21 protein-coding genes and 1 tRNA gene are annotated in these 24,268 nt (G+C 67.9%); 13 read left to right on the forward strand and 9 right to left on the reverse strand.

The features are described from left to right. Position 1: 1 nt before the first annotated feature. Positions 2-1,558, forward strand: coding sequence for a SpoVR family protein (locus GGR16_RS14895; RefSeq protein ID WP_183317086.1), 1,557 nt, complete (start codon positions 2-4; stop codon positions 1,556-1,558). Between the two features lie 6 nt (positions 1,559-1,564). Here the strand turns inward: GGR16_RS14895 and GGR16_RS14900 are convergent, their stop codons facing one another. After that, entirely contained in the window at positions 1,565-2,446 is an 882-nt protein-coding gene (locus GGR16_RS14900; protein ID WP_183317087.1) for a LysR family transcriptional regulator, read from the reverse strand. Between the two features lie 137 nt (positions 2,447-2,583). Between GGR16_RS14900 and GGR16_RS14905 the strand changes: the two genes are divergently transcribed. Then, positions 2,584-3,480 (forward strand): polysaccharide deacetylase family protein, encoded by an 897-nt coding sequence (locus tag GGR16_RS14905; protein ID WP_183317088.1) that lies wholly within the window; start codon positions 2,584-2,586, stop codon positions 3,478-3,480. Between the two features lie 75 nt (positions 3,481-3,555). Here the strand turns inward: GGR16_RS14905 and GGR16_RS14910 are convergent, their stop codons facing one another. Then, positions 3,556-4,755 carry an MFS transporter gene (locus GGR16_RS14910; protein WP_183317089.1) on the reverse strand — a complete coding sequence of 400 codons (1,200 nt, stop codon included), beginning with the start codon at positions 4,753-4,755 and terminating at the stop codon, positions 3,556-3,558. 243 nt (positions 4,756-4,998) lie between these two features. On the opposite strand from GGR16_RS14910, the gene GGR16_RS14915 reads away from it, so the two are divergent. The 5 genes from GGR16_RS14915 to lpdA all read left to right on the forward strand — a co-directional run bounded on the left by GGR16_RS14915 (position 4,999) and on the right by lpdA (position 10,603). Then, a complete protein-coding gene (locus GGR16_RS14915) occupies positions 4,999-5,433 on the forward strand; it encodes an EF-hand domain-containing protein (RefSeq protein ID WP_183317090.1) in 435 nt (144 codons plus the stop codon). A gap of 224 nt (positions 5,434-5,657) precedes the next feature. After that, the gene (locus tag GGR16_RS14920; RefSeq protein WP_026015544.1) at positions 5,658-6,890 is read left to right on the forward strand and encodes a 3-methyl-2-oxobutanoate dehydrogenase (2-methylpropanoyl-transferring) subunit alpha; all 1,233 of its coding nucleotides are present in this window, start codon (positions 5,658-5,660) and stop codon (positions 6,888-6,890) included. Positions 6,891-6,893: 3 nt separating this feature from the next. Continuing rightward, entirely contained in the window at positions 6,894-7,907 is a 1,014-nt protein-coding gene (locus GGR16_RS14925; RefSeq protein WP_019404513.1) for an alpha-ketoacid dehydrogenase subunit beta, read from the forward strand. After that, on the forward strand, positions 7,908-9,200 hold the full coding sequence (locus GGR16_RS14930; RefSeq protein WP_183317091.1) for a dihydrolipoamide acetyltransferase family protein: 1,293 nt from the start codon (positions 7,908-7,910) through the stop codon (positions 9,198-9,200). Positions 9,201-9,208: 8 nt separating this feature from the next. After that, on the forward strand, positions 9,209-10,603 hold the full coding sequence (gene lpdA / locus GGR16_RS14935) for a dihydrolipoyl dehydrogenase (RefSeq protein WP_183317092.1): 1,395 nt from the start codon (positions 9,209-9,211) through the stop codon (positions 10,601-10,603). 20 nt (positions 10,604-10,623) lie between these two features. Here the strand turns inward: lpdA and GGR16_RS14940 are convergent, their stop codons facing one another. Further along, a complete protein-coding gene (locus tag GGR16_RS14940; protein WP_183317093.1) occupies positions 10,624-11,526 on the reverse strand; it encodes a LysR family transcriptional regulator in 903 nt (300 codons plus the stop codon). 97 nt (positions 11,527-11,623) lie between these two features. Between GGR16_RS14940 and GGR16_RS14945 the strand changes: the two genes are divergently transcribed. Together GGR16_RS14945 and GGR16_RS14950 are read left to right on the forward strand one after the other, a co-directional pair. Beyond that, positions 11,624-12,472: an SDR family oxidoreductase gene (locus GGR16_RS14945; RefSeq protein ID WP_183317094.1), complete on the forward strand. Its 849-nt coding sequence runs from the start codon at positions 11,624-11,626 to the stop codon at positions 12,470-12,472. Positions 12,473-12,549: 77 nt separating this feature from the next. Next, a complete protein-coding gene (locus GGR16_RS14950; RefSeq protein ID WP_183317095.1) occupies positions 12,550-12,972 on the forward strand; it encodes a RidA family protein in 423 nt (140 codons plus the stop codon). A 57-nt stretch (positions 12,973-13,029) separates the two neighbouring features. Here the strand turns inward: GGR16_RS14950 and GGR16_RS14955 are convergent. After that, positions 13,030-13,105 (reverse strand) — tRNA-Ile (locus GGR16_RS14955). A 142-nt stretch (positions 13,106-13,247) separates the two neighbouring features. After that, positions 13,248-14,909, reverse strand: a complete 1,662-nt coding sequence (locus GGR16_RS14960) for a TadE/TadG family type IV pilus assembly protein (RefSeq protein WP_183317096.1) — start codon at positions 14,907-14,909, stop codon at positions 13,248-13,250. A 215-nt stretch (positions 14,910-15,124) separates the two neighbouring features. Between GGR16_RS14960 and GGR16_RS14965 the strand changes: the two genes are divergently transcribed. Together GGR16_RS14965 and GGR16_RS14970 are read left to right on the forward strand one after the other, a co-directional pair. After that, the gene (locus tag GGR16_RS14965) at positions 15,125-15,841 is read left to right on the forward strand and encodes an AzlC family ABC transporter permease (RefSeq protein WP_019401668.1); all 717 of its coding nucleotides are present in this window, start codon (positions 15,125-15,127) and stop codon (positions 15,839-15,841) included. Then, a complete protein-coding gene (locus GGR16_RS14970; RefSeq protein ID WP_019401669.1) occupies positions 15,834-16,139 on the forward strand; it encodes an AzlD family protein in 306 nt (101 codons plus the stop codon). The genes GGR16_RS14965 and GGR16_RS14970 overlap by 8 nt, the downstream gene beginning before the upstream one ends. A 4-nt stretch (positions 16,140-16,143) precedes the next feature. On the opposite strand, the gene GGR16_RS14975 is transcribed toward GGR16_RS14970, so the two are convergent. The 3 genes from GGR16_RS14975 to dnaG all read right to left on the reverse strand — a co-directional run bounded on the left by GGR16_RS14975 (position 16,144) and on the right by dnaG (position 21,877). Next, the gene (locus tag GGR16_RS14975) at positions 16,144-17,535 is read right to left on the reverse strand and encodes an adenylate/guanylate cyclase domain-containing protein (RefSeq protein WP_019401670.1); all 1,392 of its coding nucleotides are present in this window, start codon (positions 17,533-17,535) and stop codon (positions 16,144-16,146) included. 174 nt (positions 17,536-17,709) lie between these two features. After that, entirely contained in the window at positions 17,710-19,704 is a 1,995-nt protein-coding gene (gene rpoD / locus GGR16_RS14980) for an RNA polymerase sigma factor RpoD (protein WP_019401671.1), read from the reverse strand. A 208-nt stretch (positions 19,705-19,912) separates the two neighbouring features. After that, entirely contained in the window at positions 19,913-21,877 is a 1,965-nt protein-coding gene (dnaG, locus tag GGR16_RS14985) for a DNA primase (protein ID WP_183317097.1), read from the reverse strand. 213 nt (positions 21,878-22,090) lie between these two features. On the opposite strand from dnaG, the gene GGR16_RS14990 reads away from it, so the two are divergent. Beyond that, complete coding sequence (locus GGR16_RS14990) at positions 22,091-22,315, forward strand: hypothetical protein (RefSeq protein WP_183317098.1); 225 nt, start codon at positions 22,091-22,093, stop codon at positions 22,313-22,315. A 4-nt stretch (positions 22,316-22,319) separates the two neighbouring features. Here GGR16_RS14990 and GGR16_RS14995 read toward each other — a convergent pair whose 3' ends face one another. After that, positions 22,320-22,772, reverse strand: a complete 453-nt coding sequence (locus tag GGR16_RS14995; RefSeq protein WP_055457516.1) for a GatB/YqeY domain-containing protein — start codon at positions 22,770-22,772, stop codon at positions 22,320-22,322. 166 nt (positions 22,773-22,938) lie between these two features. Between GGR16_RS14995 and carA the strand changes: the two genes are divergently transcribed. Continuing rightward, positions 22,939-24,147 carry a glutamine-hydrolyzing carbamoyl-phosphate synthase small subunit gene (gene carA, locus GGR16_RS15000; protein WP_183317249.1) on the forward strand — a complete coding sequence of 403 codons (1,209 nt, stop codon included), beginning with the start codon at positions 22,939-22,941 and terminating at the stop codon, positions 24,145-24,147. The last annotated feature ends 121 nt before the right edge of the window (positions 24,148-24,268 follow it).

A 24,268-nucleotide genomic window follows, 5' to 3' on the forward strand; every position in this document is an offset into this window, starting at 1 on the left:
GATGACGAAACGGCCAGCCTCACCGCTCCTCTTTTCCGGCTCCGACTGGAACTTCGCCACCCTCTCGCGCACCTACGAAGCCATCGAGACCATCGCTCTCGAGGAGCTCCAGCTCGACGTCTACCCCAACCAGATCGAGATCATCTCCTCCGAGCAGATGCTCGACGCCTATTCTTCGGTGGGTATGCCGCTGATGTACCAGCACTGGTCCTTCGGCAAGCGCTTCGTCTTCGAGGACCATCTCTATCGCAAGGGGCTGCGCGGCCTCGCCTACGAGCTCGTCATCAACTCCAATCCCTGCATCAGCTACCTGATGGAGGAGAACACCATGGCCATCCAGGCCCTGGTGACGGCGCATGCCGCCTTTGGGCACAACCACTTCTTCAAGAACAACTATCTCTTCCGGCAGTGGACCGACGCCAACGCCATCCTCGGCTACATGGAATTCGCCAAGAAATACGTGACGAAGTGCGAGGAGCGCCACGGCACCGCCGCCGTCGAGGAGATCCTCGATTCCGCCCACGCCATCATGGATCAGGGCGTCTTCCGCTACCGCCGCCCGCCGCGCCTCTCCTCGGAGAAGGAGCGCGAGCGCGCCCGCGAGCGGCTGGAATACGAGGAGCAGACCTACAACGACCTGTGGCGGACACTCCCCTCCTCGACCGATGCCAGCGACGAGGACGGCGCCTCCAAGGCCGAGCGCGACGCGGCAGAGCGCAAGAAGGCCCTCAACCTGCCGGAGGAAAACCTTCTCTATTTCCTCGAGAAGAACAGCCTCATCCTGGAGCCGTGGCAACGCGAGATCCTGCGCATCGTGCGCGTCATCGCCCAGTATTTCTATCCACAACGCCAGACGAAGGTGATGAACGAGGGCTGCGCCACCTTCGTCCACTACTTCATCATGAACCGCCTCTATGATCAGGGGAAGATCAACGAGGGCACGATGCTGGAGGTTTTGCAAAGCCACTCCAACGTCGTCTTCCAACCCGATTTCGACGACCCGCGCTTTTCCGGCATCAACCCCTATGCCTTGGGCTTTGCCCTGATGCAGGACATCGAGCGCATCGCGACGGAGCCGACCGCGGAGGACAGGGACTGGTTTCCCGATCTCGCCGGCAGCGGCGACTGGCGCGCCACGCTGATCGACGCCTGGGCCAACCACCGGGACGAATCCTTCATCCTGCAATATCTGAGCCCGGCGCTGATCCGGAAGTTCCGGCTGTTCCTGCTGTCCGACAGGGCGGGCGACAATTTCTGCGAGGTGACGTCCATCCACAATGAGCGCGGCTATGAAGCCGTGCGCACCGCCCTCGCCCGCAATTACGAGACCGGCGCCAATCTGCCCGACATCCAGGTGGTCGACGTCGACCTGCTCGGTAACCGGCACCTGCGGCTCGCCCATTACATCAAGAACGGCGTCCTCCTCGAGGAGGAGAAGCGCGATGCCACGCTGCGCCACGTGCGCCGGCTGTGGGGCTACGACGTCAGCCTCGCGGGCGTCGATGCCGCGACGGGCGAAACCCGCTACGAGCGTTCGACGGCGCAATTGTCCGAATAGGCGACCTCATTGCGCGAAGAGGTGTCGCGCCATGAAGTCGACGAAGACGCGCAATTTGGGCGACATGTATCGGCTCGACGGCCAAAGCAGCCGGAAGGTGCCTTCGTGCTCCGTGTGCTCGGCGAGCACCGCGCAGAGCCGCCCTTCGGCGAGCTGCCGGCGAATGGCGAAATCCGGCAGGCAGGCAATGCCGAGTCCGGCCTCCACCATCGCGATCAGCGGCTCGATGGTGTTGGCGACGGCCGCTACCGGAATTTCCGGATCCCCTGCGCCGCGCCGCAGCGGCCAGGGCTCGAGCTTGCCGCTCGTCGCATAGCGATGGTGCAGGCAGGCATGGCCGGCGAGATCCGCGGGCGTGCGCGGCGTGCCCCTTTGCGCAAGATAGCCGGGCGAGGCAACGAGCCCGAGCCGGAAGCCGCCCAGGACGCGCATCATCAGGCGGGAATCGCTCACCGCACCGGCCCGTACCACCACGTCGAAGCCCTCCTCCACGACGTCGACCAGCCGGTCCGTGAAGTCGAGGTCGAGTTCGATGTCCGGATAGGCCTGCATGAAGGCCGTGAGCGTCGGCATCATCAGCATGCCGACGATGGGCAGGCTGACGCGCAGCTTCCCGCGCGGCGCGCCCTGCGTCTGCGCCAGCTCCAGCTCCGCCGCCTCGATCTCGCTGAAGATGCGGCGGCAACGCTCCAGGAAGAGCGCCCCCTCCGCCGTCAGCGTGACCGCGCGCGTCGAGCGATGCAGCAGGCGCACGCCAACCTTCTCCTCGAGCCGCGCGATCGCCTTGCCGATGGCGGACGAGGACACGCCGAGCTGCCGGCCGGCGACCGTGAAGCTGCGCGCCTCGGCGGCGCGAACGAAGGCGTTGAAGGCGTGCAGGCTGTCCATGGACGATCCTCGATTTCGGACATTCTAGTCCGATGTCTTCATCACTGAAGCCCAATTCTTCTCCTCCACGAGCGCCGCTATCTCCCTTGCGACCGGCCGATGCGCGGCATCGGTCGAGACGAGCAAGGAGACCATCCATGTCACAGGCTGCAGCGATCCCGCAGGAACACGGCCGCTTCCCCTATTCGGCCATCGTCGACCGCCCGCCCCTGCGCTGGCCGCACGGCGCGCGCGTCGCCGTCTGGGTCATCCCGAACATCGAACACTTCCTGTTCGATCGGCCGGGCGCGGCGATCGTGCCGGCCACGACCGCCTTCGTGCCCGACGTCCTCAACTATTCCTGGCGCGACTACGGCGTGCGCGTCGGCATCTGGCGGCTGATGGAGGTCATGGAGCGGCACGGCATCCGCGGCACGGCCGCCCTCAACGCCGATGTCGTGCGCCACTATCCGCGCATCCTGGAAGCCGGCAAGACGCTCGGCTGGGAGTGGATGGGGCACGGCACCAACAACTCCACCATGATCAACGCCCAGTCCGAGGAGGAGGAGCGGCACCTCGTCACGACGGTGCTCGACGCCATCACCGAGGCCACGGGCACGCGGCCACGCGGCTGGCTGAGCCCGGGCCTGAGCGAAACCCACCGCACGCTCGACCTCCTCGCCGAGGCGGGGGTCGGCTACGTCGCCAACTGGGTCAACGACGAGCAGCCCTATCCCATGCGCGTCAGGAGCGGCAGCATGCTGTCGCTGCCCTACTCCGCCGAGATCAACGACTACGCCGCCTTCATCGAGCGCGCCCAGACGGGCGAGGACTTCGCGCAGACCATCCGCGACCAGTTCGACGGGCTCTATGAGGATGGCGCCGTGACCGGCCGGGTGATGGCCATCGCGCTGCACCCGTTCCTGATCGGCCATCCGCACCGCATGCGCGCTTTCGACAGGGCCCTCGCCCACATCACCTCGCGACAGGAGGTGTGGCTCGCCACCGGCAGCGAGATCGCCGACTGGTACGCGCAGCACCATCAGGCGCGTTGACGGACACTCTTGCAGCCCGACAGGCGCCACCACCCTGCCCCGGGCGGTGGCGCTCCGCAGCGCCCACCAGCGACCTCAGGCCAGTTGCAGCCGCTCCCGGCGCGGCGACGGGAAGGCGAGCGCGATCGCCACGGCCGCCAGCCCGAGGCCGCTCGAGGCGATGAACAGCCAGGCGTAATTGCCGAACGTGTCGAACACCCAGCCGCCGAACAGCGGGCCGATGGCCATGCCGATGCTCGACAGCATGGTCGCGGCGCCGAAGACGGTGCCGAGGATGCGCTGGCCGAAATAATCCCGCGCCAGCACCGCATAGAGCGGCATCACCCCGCCATAGGCCGTGCCGAAGATCACGGCGAGCGCATAGAACTCCCCGAGCGAACTGACGAAGGTATAGCTGCCGATGGCGAGCGCCTGCACCATGAGGCCCGCGACGAGCACGGGCTTGGCGCCGTAGCGGTCGCCGAGCAGGCCGAGCAGGACACGCCCGCCGAGCCCCGCCAGCCCTTCGACGCTGTAGATGCTCACCGCCGCCAGCGGGGCGATGCCGCAGACGATGGCATAGCTCACCATGTGGAAGATGGGCCCGGAATGGGCGGCGCAGCAGGCGAAGAACGTGAGGCCGAGGACGAGGAACTGCGGCGAGCGGAATGCGGCGCCGACCGAGGGGCCGCCCCCGCCCGCGGCAGATGCGGCGGCTCCTGCGGAACCGGCGTCCGCCGCCGGCCGGCGCACGAGGAGCGCTGCAGGCAGCAGGAGCGCCCAGGCCAGCAGCCCGATGAGCAGCATCGCCGTGCGCCAGTCATAGGCCGTGATCAGCCAGCGCGCGAGCGGCGAAATGGTCATCGGCGCAACGCCCATGCCGGCCGAGACGAGCGAGACGGCAAGGCTCCGGTTCTCGTCGAACCAGCCGGAGACGGCCGCGATCATCGGCGCAAAGAAGGCGCTGGCCGCGACGCCGACGAGAAGCCCGTAGGTGAGCTGGAAGCCGACGAGCGATGTCGCCCGGCTCGCCAGCACGAGCCCCAGCCCGAGCACCACGGCCCCGATGAGCACCACGATGCGCGTGCCGAAACGGTCGCTCGCCGCGCCCCAGGCGAAGCCGCCGACACCCATGACGAGGAAGTTGAGCGTCATCGCGCTCGACAGGCCGGACCGCGACCAGCCGGTCTCCGTCGCCATCGGGTCGAGAAAGATGGCGAGCGAGAACATCGCCCCGACGGCGACGCAGGACATCAGGGCCCCTGCCCCGACGAGCACCCAGCGATAGGAAGACATGGGGTCGGCATCCTGTTGAAAAAGAATGATTGATATCAACCTATATCTGTTGATATCAACCTTTCACGCGAGTGGCCTTCCAGCGACGGTACGATGTCAGCCCCCCGGAGGGCGCGGCCGCCGGGGCCGCGAACCCGCACGCACAGTGTGGAAGCCGAACAGGCCTTAGCTGACCCGCAGGCTGGACGCCGCCGCCATTGTTGCCTACTGGACGACGGATATCCGCCTGCCCGGAGGTTTGCCGTGATCCGTCCATCCTGCGCCATCCTGCTCGTGCTCGCATTCTCGTCCGGTGCCCTGGCACAGACGCAGGACGAACGCTTTGCCGAGATCGACCGGAATGGCGACGGCGTGATCACCTATGAAGAGCACGCCGCCGCGGACGAAGCGGAGCTCCGGGCGATCGATGCCGACGGCAACGGCACGCTGACGGTGAAGGAATATGCCGCGTGGCTGGTCGCAGACCAGGACTTCCCGGCCCCCGTCGCCCTCTCCGTGGCCAGATGCTTCTTCAGGGGCATCGATGCCGACGGCGACGGCAAGCTGTCGCGCGAGGAACTGCGCACCTACAACGACCGCGTCTTCAAATGGCTGGCCGGTGACGACGGGCAGATGACGCTCGCAGAATCGAAACGGACGCCTCCGCCCGATATCGTGCCGACGCCGGTCTGCGACTGACGGCGCAGGGTCTGCGCAGTCCGCAGCCGCTCCTCTCCGATGCACGCAACAGTGGAAATTGCGCCCGATCCGGCCGATGATCGGCGCGGGCGGCGCTCGTGCAGTTGCGTGGCCCGCATGGGCGGCACCGCCGATCCCTCGGTCGGGCCGGGCGGCCCGGCCATGCGCATCGCGTCCGCGACGGTCGTGTTCTGGTAGTCCCGGCAAGCACATAGGCTTTCATGATGGACGACTTTCCCCCTCTCAGCCTGCACGTCCCCGAACCGGAAGTGCGGCCGGGCGGCACGCCGGACTTTTCCAACGTGCCGATCCCGAAGGCCGGCTCGGTGCCGCGACCGCCGGTGGACGTCGACCCGCGCGACATTCGCGATCTCGCCTTCTCGATCATCCGCGTCCTGAACCGGGAGGGCGAGGCGGTCGGCCCCTGGAGCGGCCTGCTCTCCGACGAAGCCCTGCTCGAGGGCCTGCGCCACATGATGACGCTGCGTGCCTTCGACGCCCGGATGCTGATGGCGCAGCGCCAGGGCAAGACCTCCTTCTACATGCAGCACATGGGCGAGGAGGCCGTGAGCTGTGCCTTCCGCAAGGCGCTCGAGCCCGGTGACATGAATTTCCCGACCTATCGGCAGGCCGGCCTCCTGATTGCGGGCGGCTACCCGATGGTCGACATGATGAACCAGATCTTCTCCAACGAGGCCGATCCGTTGAAGGGCCGGCAGCTCCCCATCATGTACTCCTCGAAAGAGCACGGCTTCTTCTCGATCTCCGGCAATCTGGGGACGCAGTTCGTGCAGGCCGTCGGCTGGGCGATGGCGTCGGCGATCAGTAACGACACCCGGATCGCGGCGGGCTGGATCGGCGACGGGTCGACCGCCGAGAGCGATTTCCACGCCGCCCTCGTCTTCGCCTCGACCTACCGGGCGCCGGTCGTGCTCAACATCGTCAACAACCAGTGGGCGATCTCGACCTTTCAGGGCATCGCGCGCGGCGGGGCCGGCACATTCGCCGCGCGCGGCCTCGGCTTCGGCATCCCGGCGCTGCGGGTCGACGGCAACGACTATCTCGCCGTCTACGCCGTCGCCAGATGGGCGGCCGAACGGGCCCGGCGCAATCTCGGCCCGACGCTCGTCGAATACGTCACCTACCGCGTCGGCGCTCACTCCACCTCGGACGATCCGTCGGCCTACCGGCCCAAGGACGAATCGGAGGCATGGCCGCTCGGCGATCCCGTCATCCGGCTCAAGAACCACCTCGTCCGGCGCGGCGCCTGGAGCGAGGAGCGGCACAGGCAGGCGGAGGCCGAGGTGATGGACAGCGTCATCGTGGCGCAGAAGGAGGCCGAGAAGCACGGCACGCTGCATTCGGGCGGCAAGCCGTCCGTGCGCGACATGTTCGAGGGCGTCTATGCCGAGATGCCGCCGCATCTGAGGCGCCAGCGCCATCAGGCCGGAGTCTGAGCCATGCCGCGCATGACCATGATCGAGGCCATCCGCTCGGCCATCGACATATCCATGGAGCGGGACGGCAAGGTCGTCGTCTTCGGCGAGGATGTCGGCTATTTCGGCGGCGTCTTCCGCTGCACGGCGGGCCTCCAGCAGAAATACGGCAAGACCCGCTGCTTCGACACGCCCATCAGCGAGCTCGGCATCGTCGGCACCGCCATCGGCATGGCGGCCTACGGGCTCCGGCCATGCGTCGAGGTGCAGTTCGCCGATTATGTCTATCCGGCCTATGACCAGATCGTCTCGGAGGCGGCCCGCATCCGCTACCGCTCGAACGGCGAGTTCACCTGTCCCATCGTCGTGCGCATGCCGTCCGGTGGTGGCATCTTCGGCGGCCAGACCCACAGCCAGAGCCCCGAAGCGCTCTTCACGCATGTCTGCGGCCTGAAGGTGGTGGTGCCGTCGAACCCGCGCGACGCCAAGGGGCTGCTGATCGCCGCGATCGAGGACCCCGACCCGGTCATCTTCCTGGAGCCGAAGCGGCTCTATAATGGCCCGTTCGACGGCCATCACGAACGGCCGGTGACGCCATGGTCGAGGCATCCGCTCGGCGATGTGGACGCCGGCCATTTCACCGTCCCGCTCGGCAAGGCCGAGGTGCGCCGGCAGGGCAGCAGCGTCACGGTCCTCGCCTATGGCACGATGGTCTATGTGGCGGAGGCCGCCGCGCAGGAGACCGGCATCGACGCCGAGATCATCGACCTGCGGACGCTGCTGCCGCTCGATCTCGATTGCATCGTCGAGTCGGTCCGTAAGACGGGGCGTTGCGTGATCGTGCACGAGGCGACGCTGACCTCCGGCTTCGGCGCGGAGCTCGCCGCCCTCGTGCAGGAACATTGCTTCTATCACCTCGAGGCGCCGGTCGGCCGCGTCACCGGCTGGGACACGCCCTACCCCCACGCCCAGGAATGGGACTATTTCCCCGGCCCCGCCCGCGTCGGCGAGGCGCTGGTGCGAGCGATGGAGGCCTGAATGGGCGAACGCACCGTCAAGCTGCCCGACGTCGGCGAGGGGATCGCGGAGGCGGAACTCGTCGAATGGCACGTGAAGGTCGGTGATCTGGTGCGCGAGGACGCGGTGCTCGCCGCCGTGATGACCGACAAGGCGACGGTCGAGATTCCCTCGCCCGTCGAGGGCGAAGTCGCCTGGATCGGCGCGGAGATCGGCGAGAAGGTGGCCGTCGGCGCGCCGCTCGTGCGGCTCAGGACCCCGGGTGAGGGCGACACCGACGCGCCGGCAACGGCATCGACCGACCCGGGTGTGCGAGCGGCTGAGCCGGAGCCGTCCCGGCCGCCCGCGACCGGGACGGTGGCGGAAGAGGTAGAGCCGAAGCCAGCCCCGGCACCCGCGGCGCGCGCCACGCCCGCCATGGGGGCGGCCCCGAGGCCCTCGGGCGAGAAGCCGGTCGCCTCGCCGGCGGTGCGCGGCCGTGCGCGGGAGGCCGGCATCGACTTGCGCCAGGTGCCGGGGACGGGGCCCGCCGGCCGCATCACGCACGAGGACATCGACGCCTTCCTGCGCGAGGGGCCTGCCGGAACCGCGCGGCCGAGGCTCGCGCCGGACAACACGGTCGAGGAGATCAAGGTCATCGGCCTGCGCCGGCGCATCGCGGAGCGCATGGAGCTCGCGCATGCCCGCATCGTGCCGATCACCTATGTGGAAGAGGTCGACGTCACCGCGCTCGAAGAGCTGCGGACCAAGCTCAACGCCGAGAAGCGCGCCGACCGTCCGCGCCTGACGCTCCTGCCCTTCCTCATGCGCGCCATGGTCACGGCCATTCGCGAGCAGCCGATGATCAACGCCCACTATGAGGACGAGGCCGGGCTCGTCCGCCGCTTCGGCGGGATCCATATCGGCATCGCGACGCAGACCGAGGCCGGCCTGCTGGTCCCCGTCGTCCGGCATGTGGAAGCCTGCGACATCTGGGACTGCGCAGCCGCGCTGAACCGCCTCGCGGAAGCAGCACGCAAGGGTACGGCGACACGCGAGGAGCTTGCCGGCTCGACGATCACCATCACCTCCCTCGGCGCGCTCGGCGGCATCGCCACGACGCCGGTCATCAACCGGCCGGAGGTCGCCATCGTCGGCGTCAACAGGATGGCGGTGCGGCCGCTCTGGGACGGCAAGGAATTCGTTCCGCGCAAGGTCATGAACCTGTCGTCCTCGTTCGACCACCGCATCATCGATGGCTGGAACGCGGCCGTCTTCGTGCAGCGCATCAAGGCGCTCCTGGAGACGCCCGCCCTGATCTTCGTGGAAGGCTGAGGAAGACGATGAACGAGATCGTTTGCTCGCTGCTCGTGATCGGCGCCGGCCCCGGCGGCTATGTCTGTGCGATCCGCGCCGGCCAGCTCGGCATCGATACGGTGATCGTCGAGAGCGGCAGGCTCGGCGGCACCTGCCTCAATGTCGGCTGCATCCCGTCCAAGGCGCTGATCCACGCGGCCGAGGAGTTCGAGAAGGCCGTTCATTGGTCGAGCGCCTCGGCCCCGCTCGGCATCTCCGTCTCCGCGCCGGCCCTCGACCTCAGGAAGACGATCGCCTGGAAGGACCATATCGTCGGCCGCCTCAACAACGGCGTCGCGAACCTCCTCAAGAAGGCCGGCGTGAAGTCTGTCCACGGCCGGGCCCGTTTCCGGGACGGCAAGACCGTCGCCGTGGAGACGGAGACGGGGGTGCAGGTCATCCGCGCGCAGGCGATCGTCATCGCCACCGGCTCAGAGCCGGTCGCGCTGCCGGACCTGCCCTTCGGCGGACCGGTGATCTCGTCCACCGAAGCGCTGGCCCTGACGAAGCTGCCCAGGACGCTTGTCGTCATCGGCGGCGGCTATATCGGCCTCGAACTGGGCATGGCCTTCGCCAAGCTCGGCACCGCCGTCACCGTGGTGGAGGCCGAATCCCGGATCCTGCCGCTTTACGACGCCGAGCTGACGCGGCCGGTCGTGAAGCGGCTGAAGGAGATCGGCGTCTCGGTGCTGACCGGCACCAAAGCGCGCGGCCTGTCGGGCAAGGGGGATGCGCTCATCGTCGAGACCGCGAGCGGCGAGAAGCGCATCCCGGCCGAGAAGGTGCTGGTGGCGGTCGGCCGCCGCCCGGTCACCGACGGCTGGGGCCTCGAGGAGATCGACCTCGACATGGCCGGCCGCTTCCTGCGCATCGACGACCAATGCCGCACCTCGATGCGCGGCATCTACGCGATCGGCGACGTGACCGGTGAGCCCATGCTCGCGCATCGCGCCATGACCCAGGGCGAGATGGTCGCCGAGGTCGTCGCCGGCAGGCGCCGCAGCTGGGATGTCCGGGCCATCCCCGCCATCTGCTTCACCGATCCCGAGATTGTTGCGGTCGGGCAGTCGCCGGAAGAGGCGCGCGCCGGCGGCCGGGAGATCAAGATCGGCCAGTTCCCCTTCAGCGCCAACGGGCGCGCCATGACGCGCCTCGCCGAGGACGGCTTCGTGCGCATCGTCGCGCGCGCCGACAACCACCTGGTGCTCGGCATCCAGGCGGTCGGCCAGGGCGTGTCCGAACTCGCGACGGCCTTCGGCCTCGCCATCGAGATGGGGGCGCGGCTCGAGGACGTGGCCGCCACGATCCACGCCCACCCGACGCAGGGCGAAGCCTTCCAGGAAGCGGCCCTCAAGGCGCTCGGCCACGCGTTGCATGCCTAGCCGGCTGCTTCGCTGACCGGCTAGGGCTCTGTCTTCCGCAGGTTCTTGACGACGTCGAGAAAGGCGCGCAGGGCCGGCGGCACCGCGCGATGCCCGGGATAGTAGACCGCGATCTCTTCCGGACCGGGCATCCATGCGGTGAGGACCTTGCGCAGCCGGCCGTCCAACAGCGCCGTCTCGGCGGCCCAGTCCGCCACATAGGCGATGCCGAGCCCCTCGATGGCGGCTTCGACCATCAGCTCCTCGTCATCGAGGACGACGGGGCCGTTCGCGTCGATCACGAGTTCCTGGCCGGCGCGTTCGAACTCCCATCGGTAGAGCTTGCCGCTGGGCATGCGGTGGCCGATGCAATGGTGGCGTTGCAGGTCCTCGGGGGTTCCCGGCTCGCCGAAGCGGTCGAGATAGGCGGGCGACGCGACGCAAACGAATGTCAGCGCACGGGCAAACGGCACGGCGACCATGTCCCTGGGGACGGAGCCGATCAAGCGCACGCCGGCATCGAAGCCGCTCGACACGATATCGATGAGCCGCCCCTCGACGACGACGTCCACGGTCACATCCGGGTGGCGCTCCGCCACCCGAGGGAGAACCTCGCGCACGAGCAGCCCTGCCGCGAGCCGCGGCGCGTTGATGCGGACGGTTCCGGCGACATTGCCCCGGAAGTCCGCCACGCTGTCGAGCGCCTCGTCGAGCGAGGCGAGCGCCGGCCGAAGCCGGGCGAGCAGCTGGAAGCCGGCCTCCGTCGGCGAGACACTGCGCGTCGTGCGGTTCAGAAGGCGCACGCCCATGCGCTCCTCGAGCGCCCGCATCGCATGGCTCAATGTGGAAGGCGCCGTCCCGATCTCGTCCGCCGCGCGGCGGAAGCTGCGGTGCGTGGCAACGGCCACGAAGGCGGTGAGATCATTGAGCGACGGGCGGGGCATTGATGGGGATTTTGCATCACCCCATGCCGATTTCAACGGCTAATGCGCGCAATGCAGCCCCCCTATCTCCTCCTCTGTCAATCAGGAGGTGTGAGAAATGCAGAAGACCTGGCTCATAACGGGTGTGTCGTCCGGTCTCGGTCGGCTCTTGGCCGAGAAGGCCCTGACAAGGGGCGACCGCGTCATCGGCACGAGCCGCAGCGAGGATGCGCTTGCCGACCTGCGGGCCCGCCATCGTGAAACACTTCGCATCGTCGCAATGGATCTCAAGGATCCCGCCTCGGTACGCGCTGCGGTCGACCGCGCCTTCGGCACGGTCCCTCGCATCGACCTCGTCGTCAGCAACGCGGGCTATGGCCTGCTCGGCGCGGCGGAAGAGGCGAGCGACGCGCAGGTCCGGGACATCATCGACACCAATCTCATCGGCTCGATCACGCTCATCCAGGCGGCCCTGCCGCACCTGCGCAGCCAGGGCGGCGGCCGTATCCTGCAGGTGTCGAGCGAAGGCGGCCAGATCGCCTACCCCGCCTTCAGCCTCTATCACGCGACCAAGTGGGGCATCGAGGGCTTCGTGGACTCGGTGGCGCAGGAGGTCGCCCCCTTCGGGATCGCCTTCACCCTCGTCGAACCGGGGCCGGCGCGAACCAGCTTCGGCGACAATCTCGCCCGCACGCGGCCGCTCGCGGCCTATGAGGGGACGCCCGCCGACCGCATCCGCGAGGCGCTGCACGGGTCCTGGGTGATCAAGGGCGACCCCGACCGAATGACGGACGCGATGATCCGCCTTGCCGATCAGGACCCTCCCCTGCCGAAGCGGCTGGTGCTCGGCGCCGAGGCCTATGCCGGCGTCCGCAAGGCTCTCGCGGGACGCATCGACGAACTCGACCGGCAGAAGCACATCGCGGAAACAGCGGATTTCACGGAAGAGGAGCTGGCGCGGCTGTGACCCGCCCCGTGCAGTTCTGCAAACAAACGTCAACCGGCTCCGGCCGCCCCTCTTGCCAAGACAGAAAGGAACACAAGATGCCTCGACGTGACGCCATTTTCCCGGCCAACCGCCATGCGTTGTATGACGTTCACCGCTATTCGGCGGCCATTCGCTCCGGCGATCTTCTCTTCGTCTCGGGCCAGGTCGGAAGCCGTGAGGACGGCTCGCCGGAACCCGTGTTCGAGGACCAGGTCCGGCTCGCCTTCGTCAATCTGCGCGCGGTCCTCGCCGCGGCCGGATGCAGCTTCGACGACGTCGTCGACGTCACCACCTTCCACACGAGGCCGGACGAACAGATCGAGACCGTGCTGGCCGTGCGGGCGGAGGAGATCGGCGCACCGCCCTATCCGAACTGGACGGCAGTCGGCGTCAACTGGCTCGCGGGCTTCGACTTCGAAATCAAGGTCATCGCCCGCATTCCTGCGACGATAGGCGGTCCGGCTGCGGACGAGCATTGAGTTTCGTTGGAGATTTCGCTGGCGGCGCAGGCCCAGCACCTAAGCACTTGAAATACATGGTGGGCCAGGCAGGACTCGAACCTGCAACCAGACCGTTATGAGCGGCCGGCTCTAACCATTGAGCTACTGGCCCATCAAGGACTTGGCGCCGCCGACGCGTCTCATGGCACAGCTATCGCACAGAAACGTTCCCGCGGCGCCGGGTTTCCATGGCATAGGCGACGGGCGCTGACAATACCGCCCGCCGCCGGCTGGTTGTCATCGCCCGCCTGTCCTCACTCGGCGATGCGCAGCGCCCCGATGTTGCGGGCGATCTCTTCGAAGACCGCGATGATCTCGTCGGGCGTCGCCGCGATATAGGCGAGCCGGTGGCTCGAATCGGTCGGGTCGATGGATGCGCAGTTGGTCAAGAGCGTCAGGCCGGCATTGCTGATGGGGTCGTTGGGCGTGGAAAAGGCCACCGTATAGACGATGACGCCCTTCTCCTTGGCGTTGGTGCAGGCCTCCAGCGTCTTGCCGTCCATCACGGTGGTGGCTTTGGCGGAGGTCGTCACGTTGGTCGCCAGCCGGTTGTTCGTATAATAGCCAAAGGGCGAGTAGATCGACCTGTTCAGGGTGTTGCTCGCCGAGTTCCACACATTGTCGCCGTCCGTCATCAGGATGATGATCTTGCGGTTGTTCTCCGTGCCATAGGGGCGACCTTCGGCGAAGGGCGTGTTGGGCGAGATGGTGCGCCAGCCCCACATGAAGCCCTCGAACAGATTGGTGTTGCCCGAGGCGTTCATCTGGTCGATGGCGCTGCGGATCGTCTGCGCGGTGCCGGTCAGGCGGGTCAGCTCGCGCGCGTCGCAGCTCGCGTTGGGGCCGCGGGAGTTGCTGCGCTTTGATGAAACGCCACCGATCTTGTACTTGCACACCCGCTGTTGCGCGTCGGTTTCGGAGCTCGGCGACGAGCTGCAGCCGCCTCCATTGTCGTCGATATAGCTGTTGGTGAAGCGGCCGCTGTAGATCGTGGTGGTTTGGTCCTTCGTCCCAGGCTCGTCCGGCGCGAACTGCGGCACGAAATAGCTGTTGCCGTCGCTCTGGCTGACGGGGGTGTCCTTGACCCCGTGCTCGCCGGGCCGCGTTTCGACACATCCGGCCCAATCGACGCCAAGCTCCTTGAAGAGCGCGAAGCGCGATGCCGGGTTCCAGGCGCCCGACCTCGTATCGAGCTTGATGTTCTCCCAATGGATCGACGACTTCGCTCCGAGATCCAGCCATGGGGCCGAGGCAGACGGATTGGTCTTGTTGTAGTATTGCGCGCCGACCTTGACCGACAGCGTGAACGGCACGACCGACATCTTGGTGCGCTCGGCGACGGCGGGGCTGGCGTACATCGTATCGACCAGCTTCTTCGCCGCGTCCTTCGTCGCCGCCATCTTGGTGCGCCCGCCCACGGTGGCGCCCATCGAGCCCGAGTTGTCCATGACGAGCGCGATCTCGAAGGTGTCGTTGGAGATGACGGTGCGCGTATAGGCGCTGATCGGGATCGCCTCCTTGCTGAGCCGCCCGATGTTCATGATGATCGGCGGATAGGCCGCCGAGGTGTAGAGCTTCATCTCCGTCTGGGCGTTGCTGATCCAGATGTCGTCGATATGCGCCGCCGAACCGCCCATCTTGGACAGGTCCGGCCCCATCATGGCGTCGAAATAGGTCTGCGCGATCGTGAGCAGTTCCGCTTTCGATTTCTGCGAGGCGAGCGGGGCGATCGCCACGATCGTCGCGTCCGTCGCGCGCTGCAGCTTGGTGCGCAGGGTGGCGGCCCGGGAATAATCGACCGCGACGCCCACGGAAAAGACGAGCGGCAGCAGGGCGAGCGCGAACCAGATGGCGATGTTGCCGCCCTGATCGGCCGAGAACCGGAGCGGCAGCGGGTTGGACTTGTCGGGCGTCATCCGCGGACCTCGATGGCAACGGGATGACGATGCCACAGAGCCGTAAAGTGCTGGTTTCGCCCGACCCGCGTGTTTCGCCGAGCGGCTTAACCCGGCGCTAGCGATGTTGGCGCCCCTCGGCCCTGCGGCGGATGCGCAGCTGCCGAGCGCCCGGGCCGGTTGACAGGAGGCGAGCCATGCCGGCTTCTCGCGGTCGGCACCAGGAAGGACCTGTCATGAACGCGCACGGCGCGCCCGCAAGGACGGCCCGAACAGCGACACTGACCCTGCGCGGGGTCGTCGACGGCGCGCGTGAGATCGCGCCGGTCGCCATCTTCGTCATCCCGTTCGGCATCGCCTTCGGCGCCGCAGCCATCGAGAAGGGGCTGCCGGCCACCCTCTCCGTCCTCATGAGCGCGCTCGTCTTCGCGGGCGCCTCGCAGTTCGCCGCGCTCGACCTGTGGGCCTCGCCCATGCCCTATCTGATGCTGGCGCTGACGGTCTTTGCGGTGAACGCCCGCCACATCCTGCTCGGCGCGGCGCTCGCTCCCTGGTTGCTCCACCTGCCGGTGGCGAAGCGCTATGCGGTCCTCAGCGTGCTGAGCGACCCCAACTGGGCCCAGGCCACCCGCGCCCTGCAGCGCGGCGAGACCGATGCCGGCCTCATTCTCGGCAGCGGGCTCCTCATGTGGGTCGCCTGGATCCTCGCCACCGCGGTCGGTGCCGTGCTCGGCGCCAACCTCGGCGACCTCACCCGTTTCGGCTTCGACGTCCTGATGATCTCGTTCTTCACGGCGGCCGTCGTCGGCCAGTGGCGCGGCCTGCCCGACCTCGTGCCGTGGATTGTCGCGGCGGCCGTCGCCCTCGTCGGGGCCTGGGTGCTGCCCTTCGGCTGGCACGTCGTCGCAGGGGCGCTCGCCGGCGGCATCACGGGGGCGCTCCGGCATGGTTGACGAGACCACCGCCCTCCTCGCCATCGCGCTCATGGCGGCGGTCACCCTCCTCACCCGCATCGGCGGCGTCGTCATCATGAGCTTCGTGCCGATCACGCCGCGCATCGAGGCCTTCCTGCGCCATCTCGCCATGTCGGTCATCGTGGCGCTGGTGGTGCCGGCGGCCGTGAAGGGTGGGCCGACAGCGATGCTGGCGGTGGCGACGGCGGGGCTGGTGATGGTGCTGACGCGCAGCGCCGTCGGCGCCATGCTGGCCGGCGTCGCCTGCGCCGCCCTGCTGCGGGCGCTGCCGCTCTGATCTTTTAGGGCCGGTAGACCTCGACCGCGTCGCTCAGGCCGTCGAGCTCGTAATGGCCGAGCCGGTGCGGATCGGCCCACAGGTGCTCGACGAAGGCGCGCGTCATCAGCAGGGGCTCGCCGAGCTGGCGGTTGAGCTTGGCGACGCGGCTCGTCACGTTGACGTCCCGTCCCACGACCGTGAAATCCAGCCGGTCGCCAGAGCCGACGTTGCCATAGGCCGCCTCGCCATGGTGAAGGGCGATGCCGGCGGCGAGCCGGACGCGCAGCTCGCCCGCATCATTGGCGGACGCAAGACGCGCAAGGCCCGCCTGGGCGGCATCGAGCGCCGACTGGGCGGCCGCGCCCGTGTCGTCCCCCCGGTCGCGGAAGATGGCGAGCAGGCCGTCGCCCATGTATTTCAGCACCTCCCCGCCCTCGCTCTCGATGGGCGGCACGAGGCAGTCGAAATAACCGTTGAGCAGGTCGACCGTCTCCTCCGGCGCGAGATTCGAGGTCAAGCGCGTATAGCCGCGCATGTCGGCGAAGAGGATGGCCGAACGGATGCGCGTCACCTCCCCGCGCCGCACGTCTCCCGACAGCACGCGCTTCTGCGGCTCGTCGCCGATATAGGTGCGCAGCACATGGCCGAGCGTGATGTAGCCGGCGGTGATCTCCATCACCGCGCCGATGGCCGGCATGACGGCCTCGATCAGCGCCTGGTGCTCAGGCGAGAAGCCTTCGGGGGACTTGGTGGCGAAGGCGATGCCGTTCGCATCGCCGTTGGCGAAGAACACCGGGAAGCACAGATAGTGCGTGTAGCCGGCCTCCTTCAGCTCCGGCACGATGCCGTAGCAGTCCTCCGCGGTCTTCGGCAGCCACAATTGCAACGGCCGGCGCGCCTGGTGCACGGCATAGAAGGGGCTGCGCAGATAGCCGTCGTGCGATTCAACCCGGTAGGGGAACGCCTGCAGGGTGACGCCCGCCCCCTTGATCCAGGTGCGCGAAATGGCGGCATGCAGCGAGTGCAGGGTCTTGATGGTGAGCGACACCCGGTCGATCGGCAGGCCGGCGGCCAGCATGCGCTCGCACATGCCGGCGACGATGGCGACGGAATCGCGCATCTGCCGCGCCTCGCTCAAGAGCCAGTCACGCAGCGCGATGCTCGCCCTCAGGCCGTCGGGCGACAATTGGCCGGCGAGCATGTAGGTGCTGTCGCACTGCGGGCAGTCGAACGGCCCGGCGGCGCCGTCCTTCCCATCGCCGTCCCGCCGCTGCGGAACGGGGGCGACTGCGCCGTCGACGCCACGGCCGTCGGCACCGGGCAGGATCCTCTCGGCGCTGCCCGGAACACGAACGCCGGCATCGGTGAGCGCGGGCGACAACGCCGCCGCTGAAGCGATCTCTTCGGTGGTCATTCCGCCTATATTGTGATTGTGCGCAGGCCGCGCCAAGAGGCGGGCAGCTGAAAAATCTCGCGCCCCATGTCCGCGCGCATCTTTCGGCACGACAGCAGCCGTGCCGGAAAGCTCAAAAAAGCTCAAAAAAGAAGGGCGGCCTTTCGGCCGCCCTTGTCTTCCCGTCCGGGACGATCAGTTGTCGAGGAAGCTGCGCAGCTTGCGCGAGCGGCTCGGGTGCTTGAGCTTGCGCAGCGCCTTGGCCTCGATCTGGCGGATGCGCTCGCGCGTCACCGAGAACTGCTGGCCGACCTCCTCGAGGGTGTGGTCGGTGTTCATGCCGATGCCGAAGCGCATCCGGAGCACGCGCTCCTCGCGCGGCGTGAGCGAGGCGAGCACGCGCGTCGTCGTCTCGCGCAGGTTGGACTGGATCGCCGCGTCGATGGGCAGGACGGCGTTCTTGTCCTCGATGAAGTCGCCGAGGTGGCTGTCCTCCTCGTCGCCGATGGGCGTCTCGAGCGACACCGGCTCCTTGGCGATCTTCAGCACCTTGCGCACCTTCTCGAGCGGCATGGCGAGCTTCTCGGCCAGCTCCTCCGGCGTCGGCTCGCGGCCGATCTCGTGCAGCATCTGCCGGCTGGTGCGGACGATCTTGTTGATCGTCTCGATCATGTGCACCGGGATGCGGATGGTGCGCGCCTGGTCCGCGATGGAGCGCGTGATGGCCTGGCGGATCCACCAGGTGGCGTAGGTCGAGAACTTGTAGCCGCGCCGGTACTCGAACTTGTCGACCGCCTTCATGAGGCCGATGTTGCCCTCCTGGATGAGGTCCAGGAACTGCAGGCCGCGGTTCGTGTACTTCTTGGCGATGGAGATGACGAGCCTCAGGTTCGCCTCGATCATCTCCTTCTTCGCCTGGCGCGCCTCGCGCTCGCCCTTCTGCACCATGGCGACGATCTTGCGGAACTCGAGGATCTCGAGCCCCGTCTCGGAGGCGAGCGTCTGGATCTCCTGGCGCAGGTCCTTGATGCGGTCCTTCTCGTTGGCGACGAAGTCGCGCCAGCCGCGCGTGCCGAGCTTGGAGACGCGCAGCACCCACTTGGGGTCGAGCTCGGCGCCCTGGTGCTGGCGCAGGAAGTCCTCGCGCGCCACGCCATAGCTTTCGGCAAGGCGCATCAGCCGGCCCTCGAGGCCGATCAGCCGCTTGTTGATGTCGTAGAGCTGCTCAACCAGCGCATCGATGCGGTTCTGGTTGAGCGACAGCGACTTCACGTCGACGATGATGTCGTCCTTGAGCTTCTTGTACTTGCGCTCCTGGGACGGCGACAGCTTGAGGTTCTGCAGGCGGTTCTCGATGTCCTGGTCCTGCAGGCGGCGCAGCTTCTTGTAGTTCTCGGCGATGCTGTCGAAGGTCTCGAGGACGCGGGGCTTCAGCTCCGCCTCCATGGCCGACAGGGAGACGTTGTTCTCCATGTCGTCCTCGTCCATGTCGCCTTCGGCCTCGGCGATGGCGCTCTCGTCCTCGCTGGCCGTTTCCTCGCTGTCCTCGCCGTCCTCCGCGACGCGCGGGGTGCCCTTGCCCTCGGGGTCGGCATAGGTCGCCTCGAGGTCGATGATGTCGCGCAGCAGGACGCGGCCCTCGACGAGCTCGTCGCGCCAGATGATGATGGCCTGGAAGGTGAGCGGGCTTTCGCACAGGCCGGCGATCATGGCCTCGCGGCCGGCCTCGATGCGCTTGGCGATGGCGATCTCGCCCTCGCGCGAGAGAAGCTCGACGGAGCCCATCTCGCGCAGATACATGCGCACGGGATCGTCGGTGCGCTCGGCGGGCTCGCTCTTCGTCTCGACCTTGGCCGGCAGGGCCGAGCGCGTCGCCTCGACGAGGTCGCCGCCGTCGACTTCCTCTTCCTCGGTCTCGCCGCCCTCGGCGTTGGCGTCGTCCGCCTCTTCCGACTCGATGACGTTGATGCCCATCTCGTTGAGCTGGGCGAGCACGTCCTCGATCTGCTCGGAGGAGAACTCCTCCGAGGGCAGGACCTCGTTCAACTCGTCATAGGTGACGTAGCCGCGCTTCTTGGCGAGCTTGATCATCCGCTTGACAGCGGCGTCGGTCAGGTCGAGCAGCGGGCTGTCGGTTTGCGTTTCCGCCGTTTCCTGCGTCTCGTCCCGTTCCGTCGTTTTCGTCGCCATATTTGACTGCTCCACTCGCCCCGGTCCATCGCGCCCGGCAGGCTCTCCGGCTGCAACAGACGAAAAGGCAGCGCCGGCACGGGCCGGGCCACCCAAATCACTCATCTGCCGATCAAGCCAAAGATCGTTTGCCTAACCGTTAACCATCTCCCGGCTTCACCTGTCGACCACAACTTTCGTGGCCGGTGCATCTTGCCTGCGGCCCGCATCATGAGCTACGTCCCGGTACGAGGTTTCCCGCCTGCGTCCGGACCGCCTCCACCTCCGCCTCGGCACCGTCGAGCGATGTTATCTGCGCCTGCAGATCGCACAACAGCACGAGGTTGGCCTCGCTGTCGTCCTGCGCCAATGCGCGCTCGGCCGCCTTCAACTCGCTATGTAGCGAGCGGCGGCGCCTTTGCAAGATGATGGCCTGACGCAGGGCATTCTCCACATCCGACAAATCGGCGCCGGATTCAAGTACCCAGGCGTCACCGGGCCGCACCGCACGGCGGAACTGCTCGATGACGGGACCGAGCCCCGCCCGCTCCAACCGCGCGGAAATGGCAGCGCCGTCGCTCGTGCCCTCGGCCGCCGCATCGACGAGCGCAGCCCTGAGACGCGCCGCCTGCGCGTCGGAAAAGTCGAGCGTCGCAATGGCCTCGCAATGCTCCTCGAGCAGGCGCGGATGCACGAGCAGCGTCATGAGGATCAAGGCCTCGCGCGGCGAAACCGCGGGTGCGCTGGCGGCGAACAGCGGATGACGGGCGAGCAATGGGCTCGCCTTAGGCACGGAGGCGGCGGCGGCACGCTGGCCCGCCCCGCCGCGCCAGTTGCCGGGCGCGCGGCCGTAGCCGCGCTGCCCCCCGCCGTCGCGACCGCGCCAGGTACCGCCACGGCCGCCTGCCGCTGCCGGCATCGCGCCGGCGGGCGCCATCTCGCCGAGCCGCGCCATCAAATCTGCGCGATAATGTCGCCGCAGCACCTCGTCCCGAACCTGCCCGAGCACCTCGCCGATGCGCCGCTCCAGCGCGGCCCGCCGCTCCGGCGTGTCGAGCGGCCCGGCCTCCAGTTCGCGCGCCCACAGCATGTCCGACAGGGGCCGCGCCTGCGCCAGCACCGCCTCCATCGCCGCCGGCCCGCGGCTGCGCACGAGGTCGTCCGGATCCTGCCCCTCCGGCAGGAGGGCGAAGCGCAGCGACTTGCCCGGCTGCAGGGCCGGCAGCGCCACGTCGATGGCGCGGAAGGCGGCGCGCTGGCCGGCCTTGTCGCCGTCGAAGCACAGGATCGGCTCGTCGGCCATGCGCCACAGGAGGGCGAGCTGCTCCTCCGTCAGCGCCGTGCCGAGCGGCGCGACGGCGTGATGGATGCCCGCTGCGCTCAAGGCGATGACGTCGACATAGCCCTCGACGGCGATGACCGCGCCCCTGTCGTGCGCCGCCTTGCGGGCGTGGTGGTGGTTGTAGAGGAGCCGCCCCTTGTGGAAGAGCGGGGTCTCGGGCGAGTTGAGGTATTTCGCCGGCATGTCGGCGCTCATCGCCCGCCCGCCGAAGGCGATCACCCGCCCGCGCACGTCCGCGATGGGAAACATCACCCGGTCGCGGAAGCGGTCGTAGGGGACGGCGACGTCCTCGCCCGTCACGAGCAGCCCGGCCTCGACCATCATCTCCGACGGCACGCCCTTGGCCGCGAGGTGGTCGCGCAGCGCGAAGCGGTCGGCCGGCGCATAGCCGATGCGGAAGCGCCGCTGGATGTCGGGGCCGAGGCCGCGGCCGGCGAGATAGTCCCGCGCCTTCGCCCCCTCGCGCGCGGCGAGCGTCGCCTCGAAGAAAGACGCGGCGAGCTCGAGCACGTCGTGCAGGCTCTTGCGCTTCTCCTCCTCGGCAGCCGCCTCGCGCGAGACCTTCGGCAGCGTCACGCCCGCCTCGGCCGCGAGCCGCTCCACCGCCTCGGGGAAGGAGAGCCCGTCGACCTCCATGAGAAAGGTGAAGATGTCGCCGTGCTTGCCGGAGGAGAAGCAGTGATAGAAGCCCTTCTGGTCGTTGACGTAGAAGGACGGCGTCTTCTCGGCGTTGAAGGGCGACAGGCCCTTCCACTCGCGCCCCGCCTTGATAAGGCGCACGCGCTTGCCCACCACCGCCGTCACCGGCAGCCGCGCCCTGATCTCCTCGAGGATGGAAGGCGGAAAACGCATCGTCCTGCCTTTGCTCTAACGCATCCTAGCCGAAAGCGCACTGCGTGCGTGTCGCCCCGGCGCAAAGCAGTTGGCGGACGAGCTTATCAACGCAATCCACAGGCTTCTCCGAATCCGGGCCCGGGTTCAACCGGCTCGCCAGAGTATCACGCAGCGGCGCCCGCCCGGGCGGGGATCGATTGACATGCCCCGTCAACCACTCGACAATTTGGCATGGCCGAGGAACCGGACAACATCATCCTGCGCTACCTGAGGCGCATCGACGAGAAGGTCGATGCGCTACGCGAGGACAATCGCGAGATCAAGCAGCGCCTCGGCCTTCTCGAGCAACGATACGGGCTGCTCGAGCAGCAATACGCCTCGTTGTCATCCCGCATCGACCGTATCGAGGCCCGCCTCGACCGTATCGAGAAGAGGCTCGATCTCGTCGAGGTCTGACGGCTCACCCCGCGAGCTTGGCCTTCACCATCGCGCTCGCCTTGGCGAAATCCATGCGCCCGGCATATTTCGCCTTCAGGGCGCCGATCACCTTGCCCATGTCCTTGATGCCGGCGGCCCCGGTCTCGGCGATGGCCGCGTCGATCGCCGCGCCGACCTCGGCCTCGTCCATCTGCTGGGGCAGGAAGGAGGTGATGACGGCGATCTCGCCCCGCTCCTGCTCGGCGAGTTCCGGCCGGCCGCCCTTCTCGTAGATCTCGGCCGATTCCTGGCGCTGCTTGATCATCTTCTGCAGCATGGCGAGGATCTCCTCCTCGCTCGCCTCGCCGCGGCCGGCGCCGCGGGCCTCGATGTCCTTGTCCTTGAGGGCGGCCTGGATGAGCCGCACGGTCGCGAGCCGCGGCTTGTCGCCCGCCCGCATGGCTTCCTTCATGGCCTCTGTGAAGCGTGCGCGCATGACGATCCTCTCGTTGTTATGGCTTCCATCACGACAAGTACATTGACGCCGGCGCCCGCGCTTCTTAGGTTCCGCCGCCAGTGGCGCGGACGGCCGCAAGCGGCCGGCCCGGTTTTTCATGGCCGGACGTGATGGCGTCGGCCGAGGGCTTAAACTGATCATGGCGATGCTGCAAGACGACGCAATGGCGGGCGGTTGGCAAGAGCCGCGCGCAACCGCTGTCCTCGTCCTGGCGGACGGCACCGTGCTCGAAGGCTTCGGCCTCGGCGCAACCGGCGAATCGACCGGCGAGGTCTGCTTCAACACGGCGATGACGGGCTACGAGGAAATCCTCACGGACCCCTCCTACGCCGGGCAGATCATCACCTTCACCTTTCCCCACATCGGCAATGTCGGCGTCAACGACGAGGACATCGAGACGGTCAACATGGCCGCCTCGGCCGAGGTGCGCGGCATCATCGTCCACGCCGACGTGACGGAGCCCTCGAACTGGCGCGCGACGCGCCATCTCGACGCCTGGCTCAAGGCCCGCGGCATCGTCGGCCTCTCCGGCATCGACACCCGTGCGCTCACCGCCCTCATCCGCGAGAAGGGCATGCCCAATGCCGTCATCGCGCATGATCCCGCCGGCAATTTCGACATCGAGCGCCTGAAGAAGCTCGCCGCCGAGGTGCCGTCGATGGACGGGCTCGACCTCGTGCCTCTCGTCGGCACCACCCAGCGCTACGAATGGGACGAGACGACCTGGGTGCTCGGCGAGGGCTATGGCCGGCGCGAAGGAGAGGCCAGGCACCACGTCGTCGCGGTGGACTACGGCGTCAAGCGCAACATCCTGCGCCTCCTCGCCGCCCGCGGCTGCAAGGTCACCGTGGTGCCGGCGACGGCGACCGCCGAGGACGTCCTCGCCCTCTCTCCCGACGGCGTCTTCCTCTCCAACGGCCCGGGCGACCCCGCCGCCACCGGTGAATATGCCGTGCCGCTGATCCGCTCGCTGCTCGACCGGAAGGTGCCGACCTTCGGCATCTGCCTCGGCCACCAGATGCTCGGCCTCGCCGTGGGTGCGAAGACGGCCAAGATGCACCAGGGCCACCACGGCGCGAACCATCCGGTCAAGGACTACACGACCGGCAAGGTCGAGATCGTGTCCATGAACCATGGCTTCGCCATCGACCGCGACAGCCTGCCGGAGAACGCCGAGGAGACGCATGTCTCGCTCTTCGACGGCTCCAATTGCGGCATCGCGCTGAAGGACCGCCCCGCCTTCTCGGTGCAGCACCACCCGGAAGCCTCCCCCGGCCCGCAGGACAGCCATTACCTCTTCGACCGCTTCGTCGAGATGATGGACAGGCACAAGCCCGGCACCGAGCGGGCCTGAGGGCCCCGGCGCCCGGCGCGCCCCCGGCGAACGGATTATTGCCGCACCCGCTGCGATCCGGGAGCCTCGTCGGCCGCACACCCTGCGCGCCGGCTAGTCCCGGTCGCGATCAGGGGCCCGC

Source organism: Chelatococcus caeni (assembly GCF_014196925.1).
In the GTDB taxonomy this organism is placed as follows: domain Bacteria; phylum Pseudomonadota; class Alphaproteobacteria; order Rhizobiales; family Beijerinckiaceae; genus Chelatococcus_A; species Chelatococcus_A caeni.

Bases quoted from the DNA above. Each gene is read 5' to 3' on its own strand.
- GGR16_RS14895 (WP_183317086.1), top strand. From the start codon at position 2: ATGACGAAACGGCCAGCCTCACCGCTCCTCTTTTCCGGCTCCGACTGG.
- GGR16_RS14900 (WP_183317087.1), bottom strand. From the start codon at position 2,446: ATGGACAGCCTGCACGCCTTCAACGCCTTCGTTCGCGCCGCCGAGGCG.
- GGR16_RS14905 (WP_183317088.1), top strand. From the start codon at position 2,584: ATGTCACAGGCTGCAGCGATCCCGCAGGAACACGGCCGCTTCCCCTAT.
- GGR16_RS14910 (WP_183317089.1), bottom strand. From the start codon at position 4,755: ATGTCTTCCTATCGCTGGGTGCTCGTCGGGGCAGGGGCCCTGATGTCC.
- GGR16_RS14920 (WP_026015544.1), top strand. From the start codon at position 5,658: ATGGACGACTTTCCCCCTCTCAGCCTGCACGTCCCCGAACCGGAAGTG.
- GGR16_RS14925 (WP_019404513.1), top strand. From the start codon at position 6,894: ATGCCGCGCATGACCATGATCGAGGCCATCCGCTCGGCCATCGACATA.
- GGR16_RS14930 (WP_183317091.1), top strand. From the start codon at position 7,908: ATGGGCGAACGCACCGTCAAGCTGCCCGACGTCGGCGAGGGGATCGCG.
- lpdA (WP_183317092.1), top strand. From the start codon at position 9,209: ATGAACGAGATCGTTTGCTCGCTGCTCGTGATCGGCGCCGGCCCCGGC.
- GGR16_RS14940 (WP_183317093.1), bottom strand. From the start codon at position 11,526: ATGCCCCGCCCGTCGCTCAATGATCTCACCGCCTTCGTGGCCGTTGCC.
- GGR16_RS14945 (WP_183317094.1), top strand. From the start codon at position 11,624: ATGCAGAAGACCTGGCTCATAACGGGTGTGTCGTCCGGTCTCGGTCGG.
- GGR16_RS14950 (WP_183317095.1), top strand. From the start codon at position 12,550: ATGCCTCGACGTGACGCCATTTTCCCGGCCAACCGCCATGCGTTGTAT.
- GGR16_RS14960 (WP_183317096.1), bottom strand. From the start codon at position 14,909: ATGACGCCCGACAAGTCCAACCCGCTGCCGCTCCGGTTCTCGGCCGAT.
- GGR16_RS14965 (WP_019401668.1), top strand. From the start codon at position 15,125: ATGAACGCGCACGGCGCGCCCGCAAGGACGGCCCGAACAGCGACACTG.
- GGR16_RS14970 (WP_019401669.1), top strand. From the start codon at position 15,834: ATGGTTGACGAGACCACCGCCCTCCTCGCCATCGCGCTCATGGCGGCG.
- GGR16_RS14975 (WP_019401670.1), bottom strand. From the start codon at position 17,535: ATGACCACCGAAGAGATCGCTTCAGCGGCGGCGTTGTCGCCCGCGCTC.
- rpoD (WP_019401671.1), bottom strand. From the start codon at position 19,704: ATGGCGACGAAAACGACGGAACGGGACGAGACGCAGGAAACGGCGGAA.
- dnaG (WP_183317097.1), bottom strand. From the start codon at position 21,877: ATGCGTTTTCCGCCTTCCATCCTCGAGGAGATCAGGGCGCGGCTGCCG.
- GGR16_RS14990 (WP_183317098.1), top strand. From the start codon at position 22,091: ATGGCCGAGGAACCGGACAACATCATCCTGCGCTACCTGAGGCGCATC.
- GGR16_RS14995 (WP_055457516.1), bottom strand. From the start codon at position 22,772: ATGCGCGCACGCTTCACAGAGGCCATGAAGGAAGCCATGCGGGCGGGC.
- carA (WP_183317249.1), top strand. From the start codon at position 22,939: ATGCTGCAAGACGACGCAATGGCGGGCGGTTGGCAAGAGCCGCGCGCA.